Genomic DNA, 19,982 nt, shown 5'->3' on the forward strand with positions numbered 1-19,982 from the left:
AATCCAACAATAAGCTCGCTTACTTCGGACCGTGGCGTAATAGGTCCTCAATCTTAGGCTCAGGCTTCCAGTATCCTGGCCCCTTCATCACCTTACCTCGGTGATCGTAAATGGGCTGACCATCTTCTCCTAACTTGGAAAAATTCGATTGCATGATCACGTCTAGGATACGACCCAGCGGTAAGCCCCAGCGACGCGCTTCGCTAGCGCAGTACACCACCAAATCACCAAGCCAGTCGCTTAGCTCGGTAAGAACTGCTAGACGCTTATCGTCATCCAAAGGCTGGCCATCCCCGAGCAACGCCTCGTACTTACCCGCTAGATCAAGGCCCTCATTGACTTCCTCAGAGATGATGTCGTGAAATTGGCGCAGGCGCTCAGGTCCAAGCAACGTCGGCTCGACGTTCGAATCTAACTGGTACATGGCATTGAAACGCTCGATGTGATCAAAAAAACTGATGTCTGGCATATCGTGAGATCCCTCTTGGCCTGAACTGTGACTACCCACTGTGCCACGGCCTGGGACTGTGATGCAAGTAAACCCACCGGCTAGAAACTGACCTCTGGTTTGGCCTCGCGAGTAAGAAGCCCCATGACGGCTTGGGCAATCGGCTTGTTTTCGTAAAGCACTCGATAGACCTCACTCGTGATAGGAGCATCAACGTGGAGCTTCAAGGCCAGATCATGAGCCGCTTTTGCGGTTGCAACCCCTTCGGCAACGCCAATCTCAGCAAGCACTTTGTCGATAGGTTGGCCCAGCCCCAGCCGATGGCCCACACTGAAATTACGGCTCTTTTCTGAGGTACATGTCAGGAATAAGTCTCCGACACCACTAAGCCCATTAAAGGTGATGGGATTGGCACCTAGCGCAACACCGAACCTCATAATTTCAGCCAGTCCACGCGTGATCAGCGCCGCCCTACTGTTCATCTGAAAGCCAATGCCGACGCAGGCTCCGGCGGCAATCGCCACCACATTTTTCAAGGCACCCGCTACCTCCAATCCCACGGGATCATCGCTGGTGTAGACACGAAAGTGGGCAGAGTGAAAAAGCGACTGGACTCTCTGAGCGCTTGCTTGTGAGTAGCTTGCTGCTGTTACTGCAGTGGGCTGCCGGGACATAATTTCGCTAGCGAAGCTTGGACCGGAAAGAAATGCGGCACGCTCCCCAACACTTTCTCCGAGCACCTCCCCAATGATCTGGCTAGGTAGTTCAAGGCTGCCAACCTCAAGGCCCTTCGCCGCACAAATCAGCAGTAGGCCGGGGCGCCAGAAGGGCGCAATCTGGGTTAAGACCTCCCGCATAGTCTGCGTCGGGGTCGCATGGATGACGACATCCATCGCATCCACGGACGCCTGATCAATTATCTTGGTTGCTCGTAACCTTGATGATAAGTTAATGGTACTGAGATACTTAGGATTTTTGTGTGCTTGGTTAATTGAGTCAACGACCTCTTGCGAGCGGCTCCATATGGTGACATGGTAGCCCTTCTCAGCTAAGTGTTGCGCGAGACAAGTGCCGAAGTTGCCGGACCCTAGCACCAGAACCTTGTCGCCGAGTCTTTCTGTCATTATGCTTTCCTCCGTTTTTGAGTTGTAATTTGAGACGTTTGTTTTGGCTAAGATAAGATAAGGTATAAAACTCCATGAACCCGTACCTGCCAGTCCTGATTGTACTGCTGCTCGGTGTCGGCTTGGGCGGTATCCTGAGTGGTCTTGCACACTTTGCAGGCCCGAGGAAACCCAATCGCATCAAGGAAGAACCTTACGAATGCGGTGTGCCGATCGTCGGCGAGAAGGACAAGATGAGCGTGAAGTTTTACCTCACGGCCATCTTGTTCATTCTATTCGATATCGAGACCGTTTTCCTGTATCTCTGGGCCATAACCTTCAGAGACCTGGGGTGGTTCGGCATCGCTGAGATCATTGTCTTCCTGATCGTGCTCTTTGGCGGTTACATCTACGTCGTTAAACGCGGAGCACTGGAATGGGATTGAACGAGCTGATTGCACTTCTGAGTAGTGACACGGCTATTCAAATAATAGCCTCGGTGGTCAAGATTCTGATTATCTTGGTCCTATGCTTGCAAGTCCCTCCGCTTATGGTGTGGGCCGAGCGCCGCGCTCCTGCGATGATGCAGCGGCGGAAGGGTCCAAACCGCGTCGGACTATTTAAATTCAGGTTATACGGGCTCCTACAGTCGGCAGCTGATGCGATAAAACTCATTTTTAAAGAAGAAGTCGTGCCGCGCGGTGCTAATAAAGTGGTCTATCACATTGCGCCGATCTTCGGGGTATTCACAGCTCTGGTAGTCGCTTGCGCGATACCTTATGGCAACGACCTCACCGTTTTTGGACAGAAGATAAGCTTGAGCCCGATCCGGCTCGACGTTGGGTTTCTATTTATTTTCGCCATTTCTAGCCTTGCAGTTTATGCAGTTACACTCGCAGGCTGGGCCAGCAACAACAAGTATTCGCTCCTAGGCTCTCTGCGCGCATCGGCGCAGATGATCAGCTATGAAATTCCACTAGGGATGTCTCTGATTCCATTGGTTGTGATCTTCGGCACCCTCGACCTTAACAAAATGGTGATTGCACAGTCGGCCTATCCATGGTCCTGGGGCATAGTGAAAGCACCGATCTCCTTTCTACTCTTTCTGGTTTGCATGTTCGCTGAAACCAACCGAGCACCTTTTGACCTGGCTGAAGGTGAAAGCGAGTTAGTAGCGGGTTTCCACACAGAATTTAACTCAGCAAAATTTGCGGCTTTCTTCTTGTCCGAATATGTGGCCATGTTTGTTCTGTCAGCTCTGGCAGCTACGGTGTTCTTTGGTGGTTGGCAAACGCCCTTCATCCCCTATGACACGCTACTCGGCCTAGTGGGAGGTATGGAGTGGTTAGCCGCACTTGCTGGTTTTATCTGCCTCATCATTAAAGCAGCATTTTTCCTTTGGGTTTATATTTGGGTTCGGTGGACTCTGCCCCGATTCCGGTATGACCAGCTCATGTCCCTTGGTTGGAAATTCATGTTGCCAGTTGGTCTGGTCAATCTCTTGGTGACAACGCTTGTGGTTGCTTTCATTGAACATGCTGGACGCAACTGAAGGTAGGAGACTCCTTTCAATATGACGCAAGAACTCGTATTTTTAGCTTTCGCTGCACTCATCGCGCTGTGCTCGATGATGGTAATCTTAAGTCGTAATGCCGTTGTCAGTGCAATTTACCTAGTTGGAGATCTCTTTTCCCTAGCTGGTCTTTACGCCTCTATGGACGCTCATTTCGTCGCAGCTATCCAGGTACTGGTTTACGCTGGCGCGATCGTCGTCCTCTTTATGTTTGTGATCATGCTTCTCAACTTGGGACCGGATCAACGGCAGCATTTGCAAGTGTCAGCCCCCGAAGTTGGAGTTTTAGCGCTGACGATTATTGGCTTTCTCGTCGTTGGAGGGATGTTGCTGCTCGGTCAGCCAACCGGTGTGACAGGACCTTTGACTGCGGAGGCAATCGAAAACGCTGGAGGCAACACCTACACCGTAGGTATGGTTCTTTTCACTAAGTACCTATGGCCGTTTGAACTCGCATCCATGCTTATTTTGCTCGCAATTATCGCGGCGATCGTGATCGCCAAGAAAGAGCAAAATAAGGACGGTGACACACGGAGACTGGCACATGGTTAGTATTGACCACTACTTGGTTTTAGCTACGTTTATGTTTCTTTGCGGCACTCTTGGCGTGCTTTTTAGACGCAACCTACTCATGGTCCTGATGTCAATTGAACTTATGCTGAACGCAGTTAATTTGGTTTTCGTAAGCGGCTCACGGATGCTTGGGAACCTAGACGGACAGGTCATGGTTTTCTTCATCATTACAGTCGCCGCATGTGAAGCAGGCGTTGGCCTAGCGATGGTGATTGCTTTATTCCGTCGATACGGCACTGTTGATACTAATTTCCTCAGAATTTTACGCGGTTAACCCCACACCACCGGTCTATGGCACGGGAGGTCTGACTCTGATGTTGTTTTGGTTAATTCTCTTCTTCCCTTTACTTGGGGCCTTCCTCAATGGTCTGGTGCTGAGAAAAGTCTCACCAACCGTTTCACACATTCTTGGCGCTGCAGCGCTGATCGCGGCTTTCGTCTGTGCCCTAATAACCTACCTGCAATTCATGGGGGCGGGAGGCGAGGCGCAAGTTATTAACGGTATGGACTGGATTGAAGCTGGGACTTTCAAAGCCCCTTTCAATTTCATCCTAGATCGCCTTTCCGGCATGATGCTGCTGATAATCACTGGAATAGGTAGCCTGATCCACATTTACGCAGGTGGATATATGCATGAAGAAGCCGCGACGTATCGCTTCTTCAGCTATCTGAACCTTTTTGTATTCATGATGTTGCTGTTAGTCCTAGGGGACAACCTTCTCGTAATGTTTATCGGCTGGGAAGGAGTGGGATTATGCTCTTATCTGCTGATCGGATACTGGTACGAGGACGATAAAAATGCCGCAGCGGGCATGAAGGCCTTTCTGGTTAACCGAATCGGCGATATTGGGTTTCTTTTGGGAATCTTTTTAACTTTCAAATACTTTCATACGATCTCTTTCAGCCAGCTCAAAGAAATGGTTCTAACGGCCAGTGCTAATCTAAGTGGTGAGCAGTTGGAGGCTATCGGCTGGATCACCCTGGCGCTCTTCGTAGGAGCCTGCGGCAAGTCAGCTCAGATGCCACTATATGTCTGGTTGCCAGATGCTATGGCAGGCCCAACTCCCGTGTCAGCATTGATTCACGCGGCAACCATGGTGACCGCAGGTATCTACATGATGACCAGACTAAATTTCATGTTCTACCTTGCGCCAGATACGCAAATGGTCGTGGCTAGCGTTGGTGCCATTACGGCACTCTTTGCGGCCACTATCGCACTTGTTCAATACGACATCAAAAAAGTTCTGGCATATTCGACTGTTAGTCAACTTGGTTACATGGTCCTTGGATGCGGGGTCGGTGCCTATAGCGCTGGTGTGTTCCATTTGTTTACGCACGCGTGTTTTAAAGCCCTACTATTCCTAGGGGCAGGTAGCGTCATTGTTGCGATGCATCACAAACAAGACATGCGTGAAATGGGTGGCCTACGGAAGTACATGCCGATCACGCATTTAGTGATGTTTGTTGGTGTCCTGGCTATCATTGGTTTCCCCGGATTGTCCGGGTTCTTCTCTAAAGATGAGATCCTTTGGCGAGCATGGACTGGCGGGGATCGATACCATATCCAATGGGTCCTAGGTGCTCTAGCAGCGGTTTGCACCTCGTTCTACATGGTCCGACTTCTGATGCTCACCTTCTATGGCAAGAATCGCAGCGATCATCACACCCAAGAGCACCTGCATGAGACTAGTGTAACTATGTGGGGTCCACTTGTTGTCTTGGCGGTCCTCAGTGCGGGAGTCGGTTATTTAAACGTGCCGCATATTCTTCCATTCCCAGCACCTCTGTTGTTCGAACACTACTTGGATCCCGTCATCAGCATACCGCCATCCGTTGCTGATTACTGGCATCACTTGCATGCGGAATACCCTCACTCTCTTGAGTGGGGGATTATGGGAGTCTCTGTAGTCGGGATGGCTTTGTCCTCGATTTTAGCCATCGGTATGTACAGTGACGGATTTAGTAAACTTGCCCACTCCCTGGGATCAACTCTCAAGGGTGCACATAGAGTCCTCACTCACAAATATTATGTCGATGAGTTTTACGACGCCTACTTCGTTTCTCCACTGCGCGACATAGCCCAATTTCTCTGGAAAATAGTCGATGTCGTTATCATTGACGGTATCGTCAATGGAGTTGGCCAAGCCTGCATGCTGATCGGCGGCCTAAGCAGCTTTCGCATGTCTGGAAGCCTACATCGTCATGGCATGGTAATGATCGTTGGCATTGTCTGTATGCTGTCCGTGTTGTTTTTCTGAGTACTTCTAGCAAATAGGCTATCAACAGATGGACTTTCTCAATTCTCACATTTTGTCGATCACGACGTTCGTTCCCTTGCTGACTGCGATTACTGTGCTCTTGAGTCCCAAGCTTGCGATCGCAAGATGGGTTTCAATGGGTGGCTCGATTTTAGCTTTCCTTGCCAGTCTGCATGTTTGGTTTTATTTCGACCCTCAAACAGCGGGACTTCAATTTACCGAAATGCATGATTGGATGCCCAGTTTTGGCATCCGCTACATTATGGGGGTAGATGGGCTTAATCTTCTTCTGATTATGCTGACCACCTTCCTGACACCATTGATCTTACTGAGTGTTTGGCACGTAGATGATAAAAAGCAAAAAGCGTTCTTATCGTTGTTTATGACTCTCGAGTGCGGCATGCTCGGGTCTCTGGTCGCCTTTGATTTGGTCTTCTTCTACGTCTTTTGGGAAGCGATGCTAATCCCGATGTACTTCATCATCGGTCTTTGGGGCGGAAAGAATCGCATTTACGCAACGACGAAATTCATCATTTATACCTTCGTAGGCTCGCTACTCATGCTAGCAGCTATGATTGTGCTTTATGTGCTGCACTTTCAGCAGACTGGCATTTATACCACCAACCTGCTTGACCTTTATGGCACTAGCGCTGAGTACAGCACGCAAATGTGGCTTTTTGCTGCCTTTGCGCTCGCCTTTGCCATCAAGGTGCCTATGTTTCCCTTCCACACTTGGTTGCCCGATGCGCATACCGAGGCCCCTACCAGCGGATCTGTGATCCTGGCCGGCGTTCTGTTAAAACTCGGTACTTACGGATTAGTACGATTTGCAATCCCTCTTTTCCCCCAGGCAACTGCCACCTTTGCTCCCGTCATGGTCGCACTTGGGGTGATCGGCATCATTTACGGGGCACTTACAGCGTGGATGCAGAAAGACGCGAAGAAGATGGTCGCATACTCTTCAGTCTCGCACCTTGGCTTTGTCGTGATTGGTTCGGTTGCTGTCGTCAGCGGCGGAGCTGCCTTATCTGCTGAGGCGCTGACCGGAGCCGTTTATCAGCAGATCAACCACGGGATCAGCACCGGAGCCCTGTTCTTCCTAGTTGGATGTATCTACGATCGCCGCCACACCAGGATGCTGGCCGATTTTGGCGGTATTGCCAAAGTGATGCCATGGTTTGCTGTCATGCTCATCGTTGCTACCCTCAGCTCGGTTGGTCTTCCTGGCACCGGTGGCTTTGTTGGTGAGTTTCTCATCCTGTTGGGTACTTTCTTATCGTCACCGCTCGCTGGCGCTACGGCGGCACTTGGAGTGCTGCTCGGCGCTGTATATATGCTGACACTTTGCCGAAAGATCCTCTTCGGACCGCTTGATAATGAAGAGAACAAAACCCTTGAGGACCTCAGTCCCCGAGAGTTTGCTTATCTTACTCCACTTGCTGTCTTGGCCGTGGTGATGGGCGTATTCCCTAACCTGTTCCTGGATAAAGTCCGCCCTTCTATTGAAAATTTGGCAAACAACTTTCGGAATTACAAAATTGTCGCTGAAGCACCGCTTGGATCTGAATATCTACTCGGAGCAGATCAAAAGGAGACGGGACGTTGAACTTCAATATTCCTTCACTAACCTCTGAATTTTACCTAACTACCTCCCCCGTTCTGATCTTGTGCATAGGCGCCCTGATCTCCATGTTACAGGGGGTATCGCGTCACTTAGGCAGCGAGAAGGCCGTATATACAGTTCTTGTCCTTAGCTTAGTAGCAGCCTTAGCCGCTACTTTGGCCACTACTCCTGGTGTTGAGACCTTTTATCTGGGCGGTAGCTATCTAGCTGGGGTGCTTTCTCGCTTCGGCCAGGGCCTAATCCTAACCGTAGCCTTGATTGTTGCGCTGCTTTTCAAGTCTACGTTTCTCAGTGACAAATTCTTCCGTGGGGAAATTACGTCACTCTATCTCATGGTCATCACAGGCATGCTCATCACGGTAGCTAGCGAAGACCTGGTAACACTTTTTGTTGGATTAGAGCTGTCTTCAATAGGGCTTTATGCTCTCGTTGGCTACTTAAATCCATCCAGAAGAAGTCAAGAGGGAGCAATTAAGTACTTCGTACTCGGATCATTTGCCGCTGCCTTGCTTCTATTTGGATTCGCCCTACTTTACGTGTCAACGGGTTCACTTCGATTGAGCGAGGTGAGTCAGGCAGTTCCAAAATTGATCGGACATAATTGGGTCAAAGTTGGTGTAGTGTTTTCGCTGGCTGGCCTCTCCTTCAAACTTGCCCTTGCTCCGTTTCACCTTTGGGCACCCGATGCTTATGAATCAGCGCCTACAGGGCTCACGGCCCTTATGGCTACCACAGTGAAAGCAATGGTCATTGTACTTGCCGCAAGATTCTTTGCCGGTAGCCTCGCCTCGGTCTATGAAGTTTGGCTGCCAGCTTTGATGTTTACGGCTGCGATCTCGATGATTCTTGGCAATATTATGGCATTGGTCCAATCGAGTCTGAAGCGCATGCTCGCGTATTCATCGATAGCCCACAGTGGTTACATGGCAATCGCAATTTGCGCTAGCAGTGGGAGCACAGGTAACTTGCCTGTTGCTGCGGTTCTCTACTACCTCGTTGGTTATACGATTATTTCACTCGGTGCCTTTAGTATTATCATGTGGTTAGAGAACAAAGATAACGACAACCTGCTACTCGATGACATCTCCGGCTTAGCCAAGACTCATCCGTGGGCAGCATTCGGTCTGGCTGTGTGTATGTTTAGTTTTGCTGGTATGCCACCGACGGTTGGTTTCATCGGTAAATTCTTTGTCTTCAATGCAGCGATGATTAATCATCTAACCGGCCTGGTTATTATCGGCGTGGTAGGGAGCTCGATCTCACTCTTTTACTACCTTAGGGTTATAGTCAGACTCTACATGTCTGAGCCTCTGCATCTACCCACCCCCCTTACCCCAACGCGGTCTTGGGTAGTCGCCACTGTAGTGGGAGTTACGGTTGCTGCGAACTTCGCTCTCGGTACCGTTTTGCCGGAAGCGGCGATGAGATTGATGGTAGATACCTCAAAAGAGGTCGCTTCTGCTCCCGTGTCCGAGAAGTCGGGAACAGTTGCCCACTAGCTCTTATTGGAAACGCTTGGCGATGGCGGCACGGAGTGCTTTGCCTTCGCCCACTCCGAGACCTACAGTGATCCCTAGGTAGCAGCCACCGAATGCCCCCAGTATCACGACACCAGCTGCAACAGGGTTTTGGCCGGTCGTAATCATTTTGGCACAAAAACCTACCGATGCGCTAAGTACGGTTGTAATGCTTAACTTCAGCAATAACTTTGGACTGAGTGACACATCTCCAACTACTTTCACAACAGCGAACCTTAATAGCACGAACTCGACCCAGCTTGAGAGTCCAGCTGCGCTTGTTAGCATGGCGGCCCCGGCGATCAGTGATAAGCCCAGGGCACGAGATAGAACTAAGGCAGCAGCTGCACCGAGTGACGCAGTTAAGCCGACCCTAAGACAGGCAAACTTTAGAGGAGTGCGAGAATCGCCAATAGCATAGAATGCCGTTGAGCAAAGTCGTCCCAGAGTTGATGGCAATAATCCGATGGCATATCCGCCTAAAATTAGCCAACCATCGGTGGCATCTTTGGTCGTAAAGGCACCAGTTTGATAGACAGCAGCTATGATGACATCACCTAAAACCACCATAGCGCCGACCGACGGGATCACAAAAAAAGCTACGCGAGCCAATCCTCGCTCTAATTTTTGCCTAATTTGCTGATGGATCAACTTTTGATTGCCAATTACGGATGACATGGCGGGAAGTTCCGCTGCAGAGACAGACATGCCAAACAAGGATATCGGTAGCAAATAAAGTGTTTGGGCATAGGCCATAGCGGAATAAATTGCCGGACCAAGAAAACTTGCAATGATGCCGTCGATATAGGCACTGACCTGGACAACGCCACGACTTGCAAGAACTGGTAGAAAATTTCTGATAACCCTCTGCACTGAAGGGTCCTTGATGGTGAACTGAATTTTCACACCCTTCAGCAATTTCCAAACTTTGGGTAGCTGCACGACAAGCTGCAGTAGACAGCCCACCACTGTCCCCCAAGCTACATCTTCAACCATGGCATATTTGGCGGCTAATCCGGAGTCCTGGGCAGCACCGGACCAAACCAGGGCCACGATAATCGACAGATTCCAAAGCACAGGCGCCAAGTAACTTAAAAGAAAGTAGCCATGACTGTTTAAGACCCCCAAGCACCACGCCGACATGACCAGTAAAGCGATACCTGGAAACATGATCCGGACAAGGTTTATGGTAAGCTGTCGTACCTCTGGAGCCTCAAAACCTGGCGCCAAAATATCAATCATAACTGGCGCAAACATAACTCCTAGCGCGGAAAGTATAGTAATAATGAGCAACAAAATGGTCGCCACAGATCCGGCAAGGCGCCGAGCTTCCTCTGTCTGGCCCTCAGCGTGGAGCCTCGCATACACAGGGATAAATGAAGCTGAAAGGACTCCTTCTCCGAATAAGTTTTGTAAGAAATTTGGGATGCGGAGTGCCGCCTTAAAAGCTCCAGCTGCAAGAGAATTGCCGAGGTAATGGGCAAATACCCGGTCTCTGACAAGGCCGGCTATGCGAGAAAGGAAAATCCCGACCGCGACGGCTATGGCTGCTGGGGTTTTAGGACGACCCACAAATTACTCCTCAATCTTCGGTTATTTGAGATTCTAACACTCTTGCGCCGCGGCAAGTTACTGATTACCGTAATCCTTATGTATCCAATTCTTTTAAGATACGGCTCATTCTTATTGCCATCTTGGCACGCGATGTATGCTATCGGGGCCCTGGCGTCACTTTGGCTGTTTTTGCGCCTTGCTCGCAAAAATGTTCCAAGTGTGACTTGGCCACAGCTGTCACGAGTCTTCGCAATTTGCTACGTTGCCGGTTACTTCGGTGCACGGCTGTTATCCATTTTGATTGAGGAACCAGAAGTTACGGGGATTCATGCAACACTCTTGGCCCTTTTCAGATTCGGTCCTATGACATTCTATGGCGGAGCCTTAGCAGCGGCACTTTGCGGTAGCATCTACGCCGCAAAAAACCGCTTGCCGCTCGTCGCCCTTTTTGACTGCGCAATTCCCGCTGGCCTTTTAGCTCTTGGGATAGGGCGTGTAGGATGCTTTTTAAACGGGGACGATTTCGGCAAGGCTGTACCAATGTCTACGGGAGAAGCCCCACCCTTTTGGGCGGTCGTATTGCCAAATTTAGGTGACCATATTCCGCGCTACCCCGTTCAACTCATGGAATCATCGTTAGCGCTGCTACTCTGCCTGGTATGTGTAGTTCGCGGCGATCGCCATGCGCCGCGCGGCCTTAGTGCTGTCCTGGGCATTGGTGGGTACGCAGCGATAAGATTCTTACTCGAATACCTGCGGGATGATTTTAGAGGCACGATACCCTGGACTCAACTCTCCACCTCCCAGGGTATCAGCCTTGCCTTGGTGACCGTCGTGGTTTTTGCGCTGTTAAGAATGCGCAAAATTACTTAACTAGGTGACGCAATAGCGCCCAAAGAGCCGGCCTCTCCACCTAGATCGGCGCCGTTATCGTCATCTATCGGCATTTCGGAGGCTGGCGCAGTATTTGCTCCTGCCACGGGCGGAGTCATACTTGCGAAAACGCTCACCGGCACGTGATAAATGACATCTGTACCCGCGCGGCGCACGAGGTAGTTTGCATTATCACTTTCAATCTTGAATACGTCGATTGATAGGGGTTTTTTCTTAGGATCGTCATATCCTAGGACGATATGATGCAGCGGAGCTGACCCTAGATTCTTGGCCTCAGGAGCTGACGGGGGAATAAACTTGTCAGTTTTGGCAAACTCTAAATCTACTACAAACGCGCGAATATGAGGCAAGTCAGAAGGCTTGTCTTTCACGTCTAACTTGAGAATCCCCTTTTCATCGAACTTTTCAGAATCACTCGAAGCGTACCAACTTCCCGCAATATTTTTATAGAGCTGTCCATCGATTGAAATAGACTTGGCACTTACCATGTCCGATTCTAATATCCGCCTGTTGCGAAAATCCATAATGTCACGCTTGTATTTGTCCCTTAGACCGTCACCTAATTCGTAAAGTGTGGGCTTTTGGTCAACAGAGGCGAATACTTTACCACCAAATTCTAGAAATTTAATTTCAGTTGGCACTCCGTTATCCGCATTGAGAACAACTGAGACTTCAGGCATGGTCAGAGCTGCTTTTAGAGTATCGTCCGGCGTGTCCACAAAGTTAGAGGCTCTTAGGTTGCCAAGATCTTCGACAAATTCCCGAACTGCGACACTGTCCGCCTGTAATTGTTCTGGAGCAACGATAGAATACTTGCCATCCACTCGGGGGAGCACGATTTCGGGCTCGCCGCGACGCTGATACCGTAGCGACTTCAACCTAGACTCATCAATTTTAACGATAGTCTTATCTCGGAATTCTGCTGCTGTTTTAGTGGTGGATACGAGAATGTGCTGACTCCCGATATATACTTTGTCGCTGTCACTGGTACGAAAGTATACCTCATAGCCTATTGGAGCTTTTTCCCCAATAAAGAGGGTCCAATCTGAGGGGTTTTGCCCTGAAGTCCTCATCCTTATAAAACGTTTCGGATGCGCAAGCCCGTAATCGGCCCAGCGACTTTTGTCATCACTTACCACCTTGGCAAAAGAGTAGCCCGTAACAGTCTTCACAAGATTATCAAGTGTGCCCGCATCGGCGGGCGCATCTACAGGTGACTTCAGTCGCCACAGTCCTTCAACCTTCGTTACCTCTACGTCGACTGGCTTTACGCCCTGTGCACTATGGTCGTCTTCAACTACGGGGATCGTTGTGTCCATTTCTGAGTGATATTGAAAATCAACGACATCTTCAGCCCTGAACTTAGTTAGCTTGTTCTTATTTTCCTCAAGCTCTTGATCCTTTTTTGTTTGCCATTCGTCCCAGGTAGCAACTCCACCTAGAGCAAGTAGGATCACCGCTAGTAAGCCGGAAATTTTTAGCTTTTTATTCACGCCCTTCTCCTCTTCAGCCAGGCAAGAGTGCCGCCGCCTAAGAATACGAACGGATATATAAAGGCAAGGAAAAGAAGGACTAATTGACTCTTGGCAGAGGTTAGCTGGATGGTGCTTTTAGTTGGGTCTTTCGGTCGAATAGAGATAAAATCCTCATCCTGAAGTAAGAAGTTGGTCATGTTCAAGAACATATCCCGATGCTCCGCCAATTGTGCGCCCTGATTCGCGGCAAAATCCACTGATCCAGTGGCCACAATGCGCGTTTCCTTAGTTTTTGGGGCACCTTCACCTTTTGCCGCATCTGTTTTGGTAGCTTTATCATCAGAACTTGCAGTTGCTAATGCAGGAGCCTGAGCTTTACCCGTGGACACCGCAATCACTGGAAACGAGCCTGTCTCCCAACGGTCTTCCGTAAGATTTTCTAAATCACTTGCGGATTTGACGTTTTTGACTCGGATCATATCCTTACTGGTCTTACCGACCATTTCGACCTTAAATTTATTTACGTTTTCCTTTAACTCTTCAAGCGAGCGAGTGTTACGAAAAACCAGCTGAACCTGTGACATCCGTGAAAAGTCCTTGGATATCGGGCTAAACTCATCAAACTCGCTGACAATAGCGTTGTTTTGGCCAATCATCTGCGCCCTAATGTCGTTAGGTGCCAGTATCAGTAAATCGTCCTGATACTTAAGACCAAATTTTTCCAAAAGTTTATTTAAAGAGGAAACAGGAACAAGTGCGTCGGTCATTACCAACAACGCGCCGCCTTGTTTCAGATAGTCCTCGAGAATTCTGGTTTCCTCTTCCTTGAATTCATACTTCGGTCCAGGGATGACAACGAGGTCTGCGTCTTCTGGAATTTTCGCAGTTTCTAGTAAAGACAGTTCCTCGACATTATCCTTATTACCTTCAAGTTCTGCAGCAATCTGCCCAAACCCCGTAGCATCGCTACCTTTTAGGGCGCCCTCGCCATGTCCCTTTGTAAAGTAGACTTTTTTCGTCTTATTCTTAAGCACACTAACTAGCGCATTAGTAACTTTCTCCTCACTAAATGCGGTTAGACGTTTTTCTTGACCCTTATATGTGAATATAGCTGTATTTGGATCGGTGATTTTTGCCGCTAATACGGCAGTGGGATTTGATCGTGGATCAATAAACTCAATCTTTAATACAGCGCCCTTTGCCTGATATAAATTAAGAGTGTCTCGCAAATCAGTCGCGACCTTCTCATCAGTGGTGAAAACCTTGACCGCAACATAATCTCCAGTATCTTTGATTTGTTGAACAACTTTGACAGATTGGTCTGACAAAGTGTTCAATTTGTCTCTGCTGAGATCTACACTTTTGTTAAACCTTGGGCGGGCCGCCAAGACGGCAACACCGACGATGATCAATGTACCCAGAAGTACCACCAAGCCGGAGCTTGCTCCGTACTTGGCACCTTTTCTTTGGAACAGTAACTTGAAATTATCGATGTCCATGATCACCCACAAGGTCACAATTGTTGCCGACAAAGCCCAGGTGAGTTGAAGAATCCATTGATGTTCAGGCAAAGCCGAGCCCACGGCGGTGCCGAGTGCAGCGACAAGTACAGCTAAGAAGGGCAAAATTAGTAGACCAGGTTTCATCTTAGCTTACCTCCAGCGCTGCGAGTCTAAAACGACGTTGGTAAAAAACAGGAAAAGAGCAGCAAAACAAACAAAGTAGGCGGTGTCATTGACCGTAAGCATGCCTTTGAAAAACATGTCTAAATGGTCTGTAGATGCAATATACTTGAGGACACCTTCAAATAGACTCCCACTGTTAAAACTAGGCGCCAGCCAGTTTAGTATCAAAAGCAGGAAGAGCCCAAACATCGTGAACAGAAATGCCATGAACTGGTTGGTTGTCATCGAGGACACCCACAGGCCAAATGCTAATTGGGCGCACATTAAAAGAAAGATCCCAAGGTAACTTGTCAAAATCAGGCTGCCATCAGGGTTACCAAAGGCTTTAATGTATAAGGGATAGACGGATGAACATGCGAGCACTAGCGCCAAAATAGCGGCCGTTGCGATAAACTTGCCGAGAACGATCTGGGTAGCTGTAACCGGCGAGGTTTGCAAGAGACGAATTGTTTGATTCCGCCTCTCCTCCGAGAAAGAGGACATAGTGACCGCTGGAATCACGAGCACCAAAATAAAGTGTAAATTGTAAAAAAGCGCGCGGAGTAATTGCTCTAAGGTTGGTGCTTCACCACCATACATCGGCGCCCGCTGGGTGATATCGACAAAGGTATGAAGAAAACTATAGAAGAAAACACCCATGAACCCTAGAAAGAAGAAGAAAATAGCGCAGCCTTTTGGGGATGCGAATGTGGCGCGTATATCACGCCATGCGATAGTAAATACTGCCGTCATTATTTTGTGACCTCCAAGAACTCATGTGTTTATTGTCATTAATGTGTAAGTTGAAAAAAAACATCTTCAAGGGAATGTGTCTTTAGCGTCAGCTCGCGAAGCCCGTAGCTGCCGTTCACCACTACTTTAGACACCTCGGTTATTACCTGCTCATCGGCAGCCTTGGCCAAACCGAATTCCAACTCACCATTTTTCGGATCAGTGAGTCTCACACCGCTCAATTGATTGATAGCGCCCAAATCGCGGGCCAATTGATCGACATTATTTGCGACGCGCATCCGGTATATGCGGCCCGCCTCAGCTTGGCGCGCTAACTCCTCTACGGAACCCTGCTGAACAACGACACCGTTATGGATAATGACGATTCGATCACAGGTGTTTTGCACCTCACTCAGGATGTGTGAACTGAGTATAATAGTATGCTGTCCCGCAAGGGATTTGATCAGCTCGCGAATGTGCAATATCTGATTAGGATCCAAACCCTCTGTTGGCTCATCTAGAATTAAAACCTCAGGGTTGTGCACAATAGCCTGTGCCAAAGCCACTCTCTGCCTATAACCTTTTGAAAGATTTCCAACCAAACGATGGCGTACATCGCCTAATGACAAGCGATCCAAAGCGTCATCGACTTGTTTACGCAATTGCACCGCCGGAACCTTGTGTAAACGTGCCGCGAATGTCACATAGTCAGCTACGCGCATTTCCAGATGGAGGGGGGCGACATCGGGTAAATAACCTAATCGTCTCTTAGCCTCCAAAGGCTGATCCATGATGTCAAAACCGGCTATCTTAGCCGATCCTGAATCTGCTCCTATGCAGCCACACATGATATCCATTGTTGTCGTCTTACCTGCACCGTTAGCGCCCAAAAATCCAACAATTTGACCTGGCTCAACCTTGAATGACACATCTCGTAGCGCCTGGATTGATCCAAATCGCTTAGTCAGACCGTTTACCTCGATCATGCGTCAACACCCCCAACCGACCCTTGGTTTGAAACTCTATGAGATCAAGACTATAGTTTTTAGATGAAACGATATTAAGATTCCATATTAGGCAGTTCGGACAGGTAGTCAAGAATGACAAAAAAATCTATTTCAGACCAAATTTTTTGGCCCCTAGGGCAGCAAGACTTCGAACACGCCTTACCTACTGGCTACAAACCTTCGACGTCTTTCCTGAACCAGCGGCGATTTCGCCAAAGGAGCCACAGAGTTTGGTTTTTTGTTCATCAGACAAAGGAGTGGGTAGGCTTGCTACTTGACTATCAATGCTAGCTGCTACCTTCTCCGCAATCCCCCCCCCCAACTGACCACGAAGTGCCTGCGTAGAGTCGCCAGATGCCGCGACTTTATCTTGGCCACTCCTAATACTTCCAAGCGCGGTAGTTAGGGTCGCTCGGACCGATGCAGGCGCCTTAGCCAACTGGGCAAATCCAGCATCGACAGCGGCAAGATCGTATACAGTTGCAGAAAACTGGGTCGTACGAGCAGAGGCGGAGCAAATCCCACTCGATGGCAGGATAGACTGCATTGTTTTATTCAAGCTACTGATGGCATTAATGTAGGTATCTGGATTATTAGCTGCTTGATTGCTTCCCGTGACTCGAGCAACCCTCAGCTGCAGATTGGTTTGCGGTGGAGATACGGTTGCGTAAGTGAATACCTGGTTGAAAATAACAGCTTCAGTCAGATGGGTAAATGCCCACAGGAAATGGGCCTGATCCGCGTATTGCCTCTCGCGCGTCGTACTATTGCATACTTGCCGCAGATCAAGCTTGCTACGCACACTTTCAGACACAAATGGGCACGTGGCTAAAACCGCCTCATTTAGATAATTTAATCGAGGCACTGAAGATCGGACAGTTTCAGCACAGGATGGAAGGATTAACGGCAAATCCTCTACAGTGCGATCTAGGGTACCGAGCGACTGAAGCTCATCCATAGTCAAGCCAATGGCTGTTTTGAGGGCTGTCATTGTGGCTGCAGCCCCCTCGCCACTTGCACCTTTAGCGGCGATCAGGGCTTGAGCCAAATTGAAAGGGTCGCCGCCGGCTAAGCCGAGATTGATGAAACCATATAGTATGGACGCCTGCTCAGATTCGGGATTCAAAGCTAGAGCGTTACTCGCGTGCCTGAGTGCGACATCAAACTTTCCACGGTCATAATTCGTCCTGGCCATATCGAGCTGATTCTCAAAGTCCTTCTTGTGCTCGCTAGGCACAGTACGACCAAGAATGTTTTGGTCCGCGCCGCACGCCAACAGCCGCAGAACCGCCATTAGTATAACCAGGATGCGCCACTGGCGCTTAGCAACCACCTGGCCAAGCTGTTGGAGAAGCGCTTGCATAGTCAAAGCCTACGATCAAGTTAGTACGGGCGGCCAATAACCCCGACCGCATGCTGAATTTTCTCAAGCTTTTCTCTGGCAAGGACTCTAGCTCTAGTTGATCCGGTGAGCACGATATCACGGAGATCATCAGGTCGTTTGATAAGCTCAAAATACCGATCACGCATAGGCCCGAAAACCGACTTGATCTTTTCAATAAGCTCAAGCTTCGCGTGGCCATAACCGAAACCTCCAGCCCTATATTTATCGGCCAATTGACCGACCTCAGCTGGGGAGCCTAAAAGCCTGTATAATGCGAACACGTTACAGCTGGAGGGATCTTTAGAATCCGCCAATGCGGCCGACCCCGTCACGATTGACATGACTTGCTTATGCCACTCTTTGTCAGTGGCAAAAATGGCGACAGTGTTGTTCTTAGACTTACTCATCTTCTCACCGTCTGTCCCTGGAACCACAGCCACATCGTCCGAGATCAATGGTTCTGGCAAATGCATCAAGGGCCCGTAACGGTTATTAAATCGCTGAGCAAAATCGCGCGTCATCTCTAAATGCTGCTTTTGATCCTGCCCCACTGGCACCACGTCAGCGTCAAACATAAGGATGTCTGCGGCCATCAGTACCGGATAGTTAAATACGCCCATGTTGACATCGATGCCTTTAGCCTGGGTATCCTTGAAGGAGTGAGCACGCGTCAGCATACCGTAAGGTGCCTGGCAACCTAGGATCCAAGCCAACTCGCATACCTCAGGGACCGCAGATTGAGCATAAAGGAGCCCTCTTTGTGGGTCCAGACCGCAAGCGAGCATAGTCGCAAGCAAGGTGAACGAATACTGCCTCGTTTCAGCGGCCGTATCAGAGCCGTTTAACGAGTGAAAATCGGCAAGAAAAAAGAAAAAATCGTACTGATTCTGTAGGTCAATGAGGGGCTTATAGGCGCCGAAATAATTACCTAAGTGTGGCGTCCCCGACGGACGCGAGCCGGTGAGAACGCGTTTTTTGGACTGTCCCATAGACCTCCCCAGTACCCAAAGAGGGCATACTACTCCTCAACCTCAAAAAAATCATTACACTATCTTCTCGCAGGAAAGAGAACCTGTTAATATTTAAGAGCTAGTTAACCAGTAGTCGACGCCAGGCTAGCGATGACTTCACCTGCCGGGCGTCGGAGTTTAACGGACAGGGAGACTCAAGCCGTGGAAGGTACCCTCACCAAAGACGCTCTGATTGAGATGATTCGTGACAAAGTCGGCTATCCTGTCAAGGAAGCCAAGGAGATCCTCGAGATCATCCTTGAGGAGATCAAATCTCGGCTAGAAGAAGGCAAAGAGGTCAAGATCTCTGGGTTCGGTAAATGGACCGTGAAAGAAAAACGCTCCCGTCCGGGCCGCAACCCCCACACAGGCGATCGGATTGAAATTTCCGCGCGCCGGGTTGTGACTTTTCACCCATCTGATAAACTTCGTGATTCGGTTAATAGCACCGTCAATCAAGGCGGCTAATTTTACCGACCCATGCGGTTTTATGCGGCTTACAAAAATTTACACCAAGATCGGTGACAAGGGGACCACGATGCTGGCTGATGGCACGATGGTCCCCAAGCATTCTTTACGCATTGAGACCTACGGAACGATTGATGAGCTCAACAGCTACCTAGGTTGGCTTCGCGATGTGCTCCGAGACACCGAACCTGGTAAATTTGCATCTCTGGTCTCACGCTTAACTTTGATACAGAATGAGATGCACGATTTGGGAGGTGAGCTCGCAACGCCCACCGACAGACTCAGGCCTGAGCGACAAAACTTGGTGTCTGCCGCGAGCGTTGGGCGCCTAGAGTCCGAAATCGATAGTTACAACGAGTCCTTACCAGCGCTGTCGAATTTTGTATTACCGGGCGGCCACCAAGCTAACTCAGCTGCCCACATCTGCCGCACCGTTTGCCGACGAGCGGAGCGACTCATCGTCCGCTTGGGCAGCGTTGAGGCATTGCGTGAAGAGCCACGCATCTATGTAAATCGACTTAGCGACTGGCTTTTTGTAGTTTCTCGGCACATCAGCATGACCCTAGGAGTGCCTGAGGTGCTGTGGAACCAAGGTGGAAAATCACGTCCCCATGACCAATCGTCAGTCCCCTAAAACTGCTTGGACATTGACAGTGGTTCTGCCAATTTTGGCAGCCATTGGCTGGTCGGCACACCCG

General features: G+C 49.4%; 19 protein-coding genes. 10 read left to right on the top strand and 9 right to left on the bottom strand.

From position 1 onward, the window contains the following. Positions 1 to 19 precede the first annotated feature (19 nt). Together FJ146_04400 and FJ146_04405 are read right to left on the bottom strand one after the other, a co-directional pair. Positions 20 to 424 carry a pyrophosphatase gene (locus FJ146_04400; GenBank protein ID MBM4251187.1) on the bottom strand — a complete coding sequence of 135 codons (405 nt, stop codon included), beginning with the start codon at positions 422 to 424 and terminating at the stop codon, positions 20 to 22. Positions 425 to 549: 125 nt separating this feature from the next. Next, positions 550 to 1,572, bottom strand: coding sequence for an NAD(P)-dependent glycerol-3-phosphate dehydrogenase (locus FJ146_04405; GenBank protein ID MBM4251188.1), 1,023 nt, complete (start codon positions 1,570 to 1,572; stop codon positions 550 to 552). 74 nt (positions 1,573 to 1,646) lie between these two features. Between FJ146_04405 and FJ146_04410 the strand changes: the two genes are divergently transcribed. Genes FJ146_04410 through FJ146_04440 form a run of 7 tightly spaced genes read left to right on the top strand, consistent with a single transcriptional unit; the run spans position 1,647 to position 9,078 of the window. Next, a complete protein-coding gene (locus tag FJ146_04410; protein ID MBM4251189.1) occupies positions 1,647 to 1,997 on the top strand; it encodes an NADH-quinone oxidoreductase subunit A in 351 nt (116 codons plus the stop codon). Next, on the top strand, positions 1,988 to 3,103 hold the full coding sequence (nuoH, locus tag FJ146_04415) for an NADH-quinone oxidoreductase subunit NuoH (protein MBM4251190.1): 1,116 nt from the start codon (positions 1,988 to 1,990) through the stop codon (positions 3,101 to 3,103). The genes FJ146_04410 and nuoH overlap by 10 nt, the downstream gene beginning before the upstream one ends. Positions 3,104 to 3,124: 21 nt before the next feature. Beyond that, on the top strand, positions 3,125 to 3,676 hold the full coding sequence (locus tag FJ146_04420; protein MBM4251191.1) for an NADH-quinone oxidoreductase subunit J: 552 nt from the start codon (positions 3,125 to 3,127) through the stop codon (positions 3,674 to 3,676). Next, positions 3,669 to 3,971: an NADH-quinone oxidoreductase subunit NuoK gene (gene nuoK / locus FJ146_04425; protein ID MBM4251192.1), complete on the top strand. Its 303-nt coding sequence runs from the start codon at positions 3,669 to 3,671 to the stop codon at positions 3,969 to 3,971. Before FJ146_04420 ends, nuoK begins: the two co-directional genes overlap by 8 nt. A 40-nt stretch (positions 3,972 to 4,011) precedes the next feature. Further along, on the top strand, positions 4,012 to 5,955 hold the full coding sequence (gene nuoL, locus FJ146_04430) for an NADH-quinone oxidoreductase subunit L (GenBank protein MBM4251193.1): 1,944 nt from the start codon (positions 4,012 to 4,014) through the stop codon (positions 5,953 to 5,955). A 28-nt stretch (positions 5,956 to 5,983) separates the two neighbouring features. Then, positions 5,984 to 7,561 carry an NADH-quinone oxidoreductase subunit M gene (locus tag FJ146_04435; protein ID MBM4251194.1) on the top strand — a complete coding sequence of 526 codons (1,578 nt, stop codon included), beginning with the start codon at positions 5,984 to 5,986 and terminating at the stop codon, positions 7,559 to 7,561. Next, entirely contained in the window at positions 7,558 to 9,078 is a 1,521-nt protein-coding gene (locus tag FJ146_04440) for an NADH-quinone oxidoreductase subunit N (protein MBM4251195.1), read from the top strand. Before FJ146_04435 ends, FJ146_04440 begins: the two co-directional genes overlap by 4 nt. A gap of 3 nt (positions 9,079 to 9,081) precedes the next feature. Here FJ146_04440 and murJ read toward each other — a convergent pair whose 3' ends face one another. After that, a complete protein-coding gene (gene murJ / locus FJ146_04445) occupies positions 9,082 to 10,641 on the bottom strand; it encodes a murein biosynthesis integral membrane protein MurJ (protein MBM4251196.1) in 1,560 nt (519 codons plus the stop codon). Between murJ and FJ146_04450 the strand changes: the two genes are divergently transcribed. Next, the gene (locus FJ146_04450; protein MBM4251197.1) at positions 10,573 to 11,523 is read left to right on the top strand and encodes a hypothetical protein; all 951 of its coding nucleotides are present in this window, start codon (positions 10,573 to 10,575) and stop codon (positions 11,521 to 11,523) included. The two genes, murJ and FJ146_04450, sit on opposite strands and share 69 nt — an antisense overlap. Here the strand turns inward: FJ146_04450 and FJ146_04455 are convergent. The 6 genes from FJ146_04455 to trpS all read right to left on the bottom strand — a co-directional run bounded on the left by FJ146_04455 (position 11,520) and on the right by trpS (position 18,795). Next, positions 11,520 to 13,037, bottom strand: coding sequence for a DUF4340 domain-containing protein (locus FJ146_04455; protein MBM4251198.1), 1,518 nt, complete (start codon positions 13,035 to 13,037; stop codon positions 11,520 to 11,522). The two genes, FJ146_04450 and FJ146_04455, sit on opposite strands and share 4 nt — an antisense overlap. Continuing rightward, positions 13,034 to 14,665 (bottom strand): hypothetical protein, encoded by a 1,632-nt coding sequence (locus FJ146_04460; protein ID MBM4251199.1) that lies wholly within the window; start codon positions 14,663 to 14,665, stop codon positions 13,034 to 13,036. Before FJ146_04460 ends, FJ146_04455 begins: the two co-directional genes overlap by 4 nt. A 6-nt stretch (positions 14,666 to 14,671) precedes the next feature. Then, on the bottom strand, positions 14,672 to 15,436 hold the full coding sequence (locus tag FJ146_04465; protein ID MBM4251200.1) for a hypothetical protein: 765 nt from the start codon (positions 15,434 to 15,436) through the stop codon (positions 14,672 to 14,674). A 38-nt stretch (positions 15,437 to 15,474) separates the two neighbouring features. Beyond that, on the bottom strand, positions 15,475 to 16,401 hold the full coding sequence (locus FJ146_04470) for an ABC transporter ATP-binding protein (GenBank protein MBM4251201.1): 927 nt from the start codon (positions 16,399 to 16,401) through the stop codon (positions 15,475 to 15,477). Positions 16,402 to 16,585: 184 nt separating this feature from the next. Then, on the bottom strand, positions 16,586 to 17,785 hold the full coding sequence (locus FJ146_04475; protein MBM4251202.1) for a hypothetical protein: 1,200 nt from the start codon (positions 17,783 to 17,785) through the stop codon (positions 16,586 to 16,588). Positions 17,786 to 17,805: 20 nt separating this feature from the next. After that, a complete protein-coding gene (trpS, locus tag FJ146_04480; protein MBM4251203.1) occupies positions 17,806 to 18,795 on the bottom strand; it encodes a tryptophan--tRNA ligase in 990 nt (329 codons plus the stop codon). Positions 18,796 to 18,927: 132 nt separating this feature from the next. Here trpS and FJ146_04485 point away from each other — a divergent pair, with 132 nt between their 5' ends. Beyond that, positions 18,928 to 19,284 (top strand): integration host factor subunit alpha, encoded by a 357-nt coding sequence (locus FJ146_04485; protein MBM4251204.1) that lies wholly within the window; start codon positions 18,928 to 18,930, stop codon positions 19,282 to 19,284. 22 nt (positions 19,285 to 19,306) lie between these two features. Beyond that, complete coding sequence (locus FJ146_04490; GenBank protein MBM4251205.1) at positions 19,307 to 19,918, top strand: cob(I)yrinic acid a,c-diamide adenosyltransferase; 612 nt, start codon at positions 19,307 to 19,309, stop codon at positions 19,916 to 19,918. Positions 19,919 to 19,982 lie beyond the last annotated feature (64 nt).

It is taken from the genome of Deltaproteobacteria bacterium (assembly GCA_016874735.1).
GTDB lineage: Bacteria > Bdellovibrionota_B > Oligoflexia > Oligoflexales > CAIYRB01 > CAIYRB01.

Bases quoted from the DNA above. Each gene is read 5' to 3' on its own strand.
- FJ146_04420 (MBM4251191.1), top strand. From the start codon at position 3,125: ATGACGCAAGAACTCGTATTTTTAGCTTTCGCTGCACTCATCGCGCTG.
- FJ146_04490 (MBM4251205.1), top strand. From the start codon at position 19,307: ATGCGGCTTACAAAAATTTACACCAAGATCGGTGACAAGGGGACCACG.
- FJ146_04405 (MBM4251188.1), bottom strand. From the start codon at position 1,572: ATGACAGAAAGACTCGGCGACAAGGTTCTGGTGCTAGGGTCCGGCAAC.
- nuoK (MBM4251192.1), top strand. From the start codon at position 3,669: ATGGTTAGTATTGACCACTACTTGGTTTTAGCTACGTTTATGTTTCTT.
- FJ146_04465 (MBM4251200.1), bottom strand. From the start codon at position 15,436: ATGACGGCAGTATTTACTATCGCATGGCGTGATATACGCGCCACATTC.
- FJ146_04435 (MBM4251194.1), top strand. From the start codon at position 5,984: ATGGACTTTCTCAATTCTCACATTTTGTCGATCACGACGTTCGTTCCC.
- FJ146_04485 (MBM4251204.1), top strand. From the start codon at position 18,928: ATGACTTCACCTGCCGGGCGTCGGAGTTTAACGGACAGGGAGACTCAA.
- FJ146_04450 (MBM4251197.1), top strand. From the start codon at position 10,573: ATGGGCAAATACCCGGTCTCTGACAAGGCCGGCTATGCGAGAAAGGAA.
- FJ146_04475 (MBM4251202.1), bottom strand. From the start codon at position 17,785: ATGCAAGCGCTTCTCCAACAGCTTGGCCAGGTGGTTGCTAAGCGCCAG.
- trpS (MBM4251203.1), bottom strand. From the start codon at position 18,795: ATGGGACAGTCCAAAAAACGCGTTCTCACCGGCTCGCGTCCGTCGGGG.
- nuoL (MBM4251193.1), top strand. From the start codon at position 4,012: ATGTTGTTTTGGTTAATTCTCTTCTTCCCTTTACTTGGGGCCTTCCTC.
- FJ146_04470 (MBM4251201.1), bottom strand. From the start codon at position 16,401: ATGATCGAGGTAAACGGTCTGACTAAGCGATTTGGATCAATCCAGGCG.
- nuoH (MBM4251190.1), top strand. From the start codon at position 1,988: ATGGGATTGAACGAGCTGATTGCACTTCTGAGTAGTGACACGGCTATT.
- FJ146_04410 (MBM4251189.1), top strand. From the start codon at position 1,647: ATGAACCCGTACCTGCCAGTCCTGATTGTACTGCTGCTCGGTGTCGGC.
- FJ146_04400 (MBM4251187.1), bottom strand. From the start codon at position 424: ATGTACCAGTTAGATTCGAACGTCGAGCCGACGTTGCTTGGACCTGAG.
- FJ146_04460 (MBM4251199.1), bottom strand. From the start codon at position 14,665: ATGAAACCTGGTCTACTAATTTTGCCCTTCTTAGCTGTACTTGTCGCT.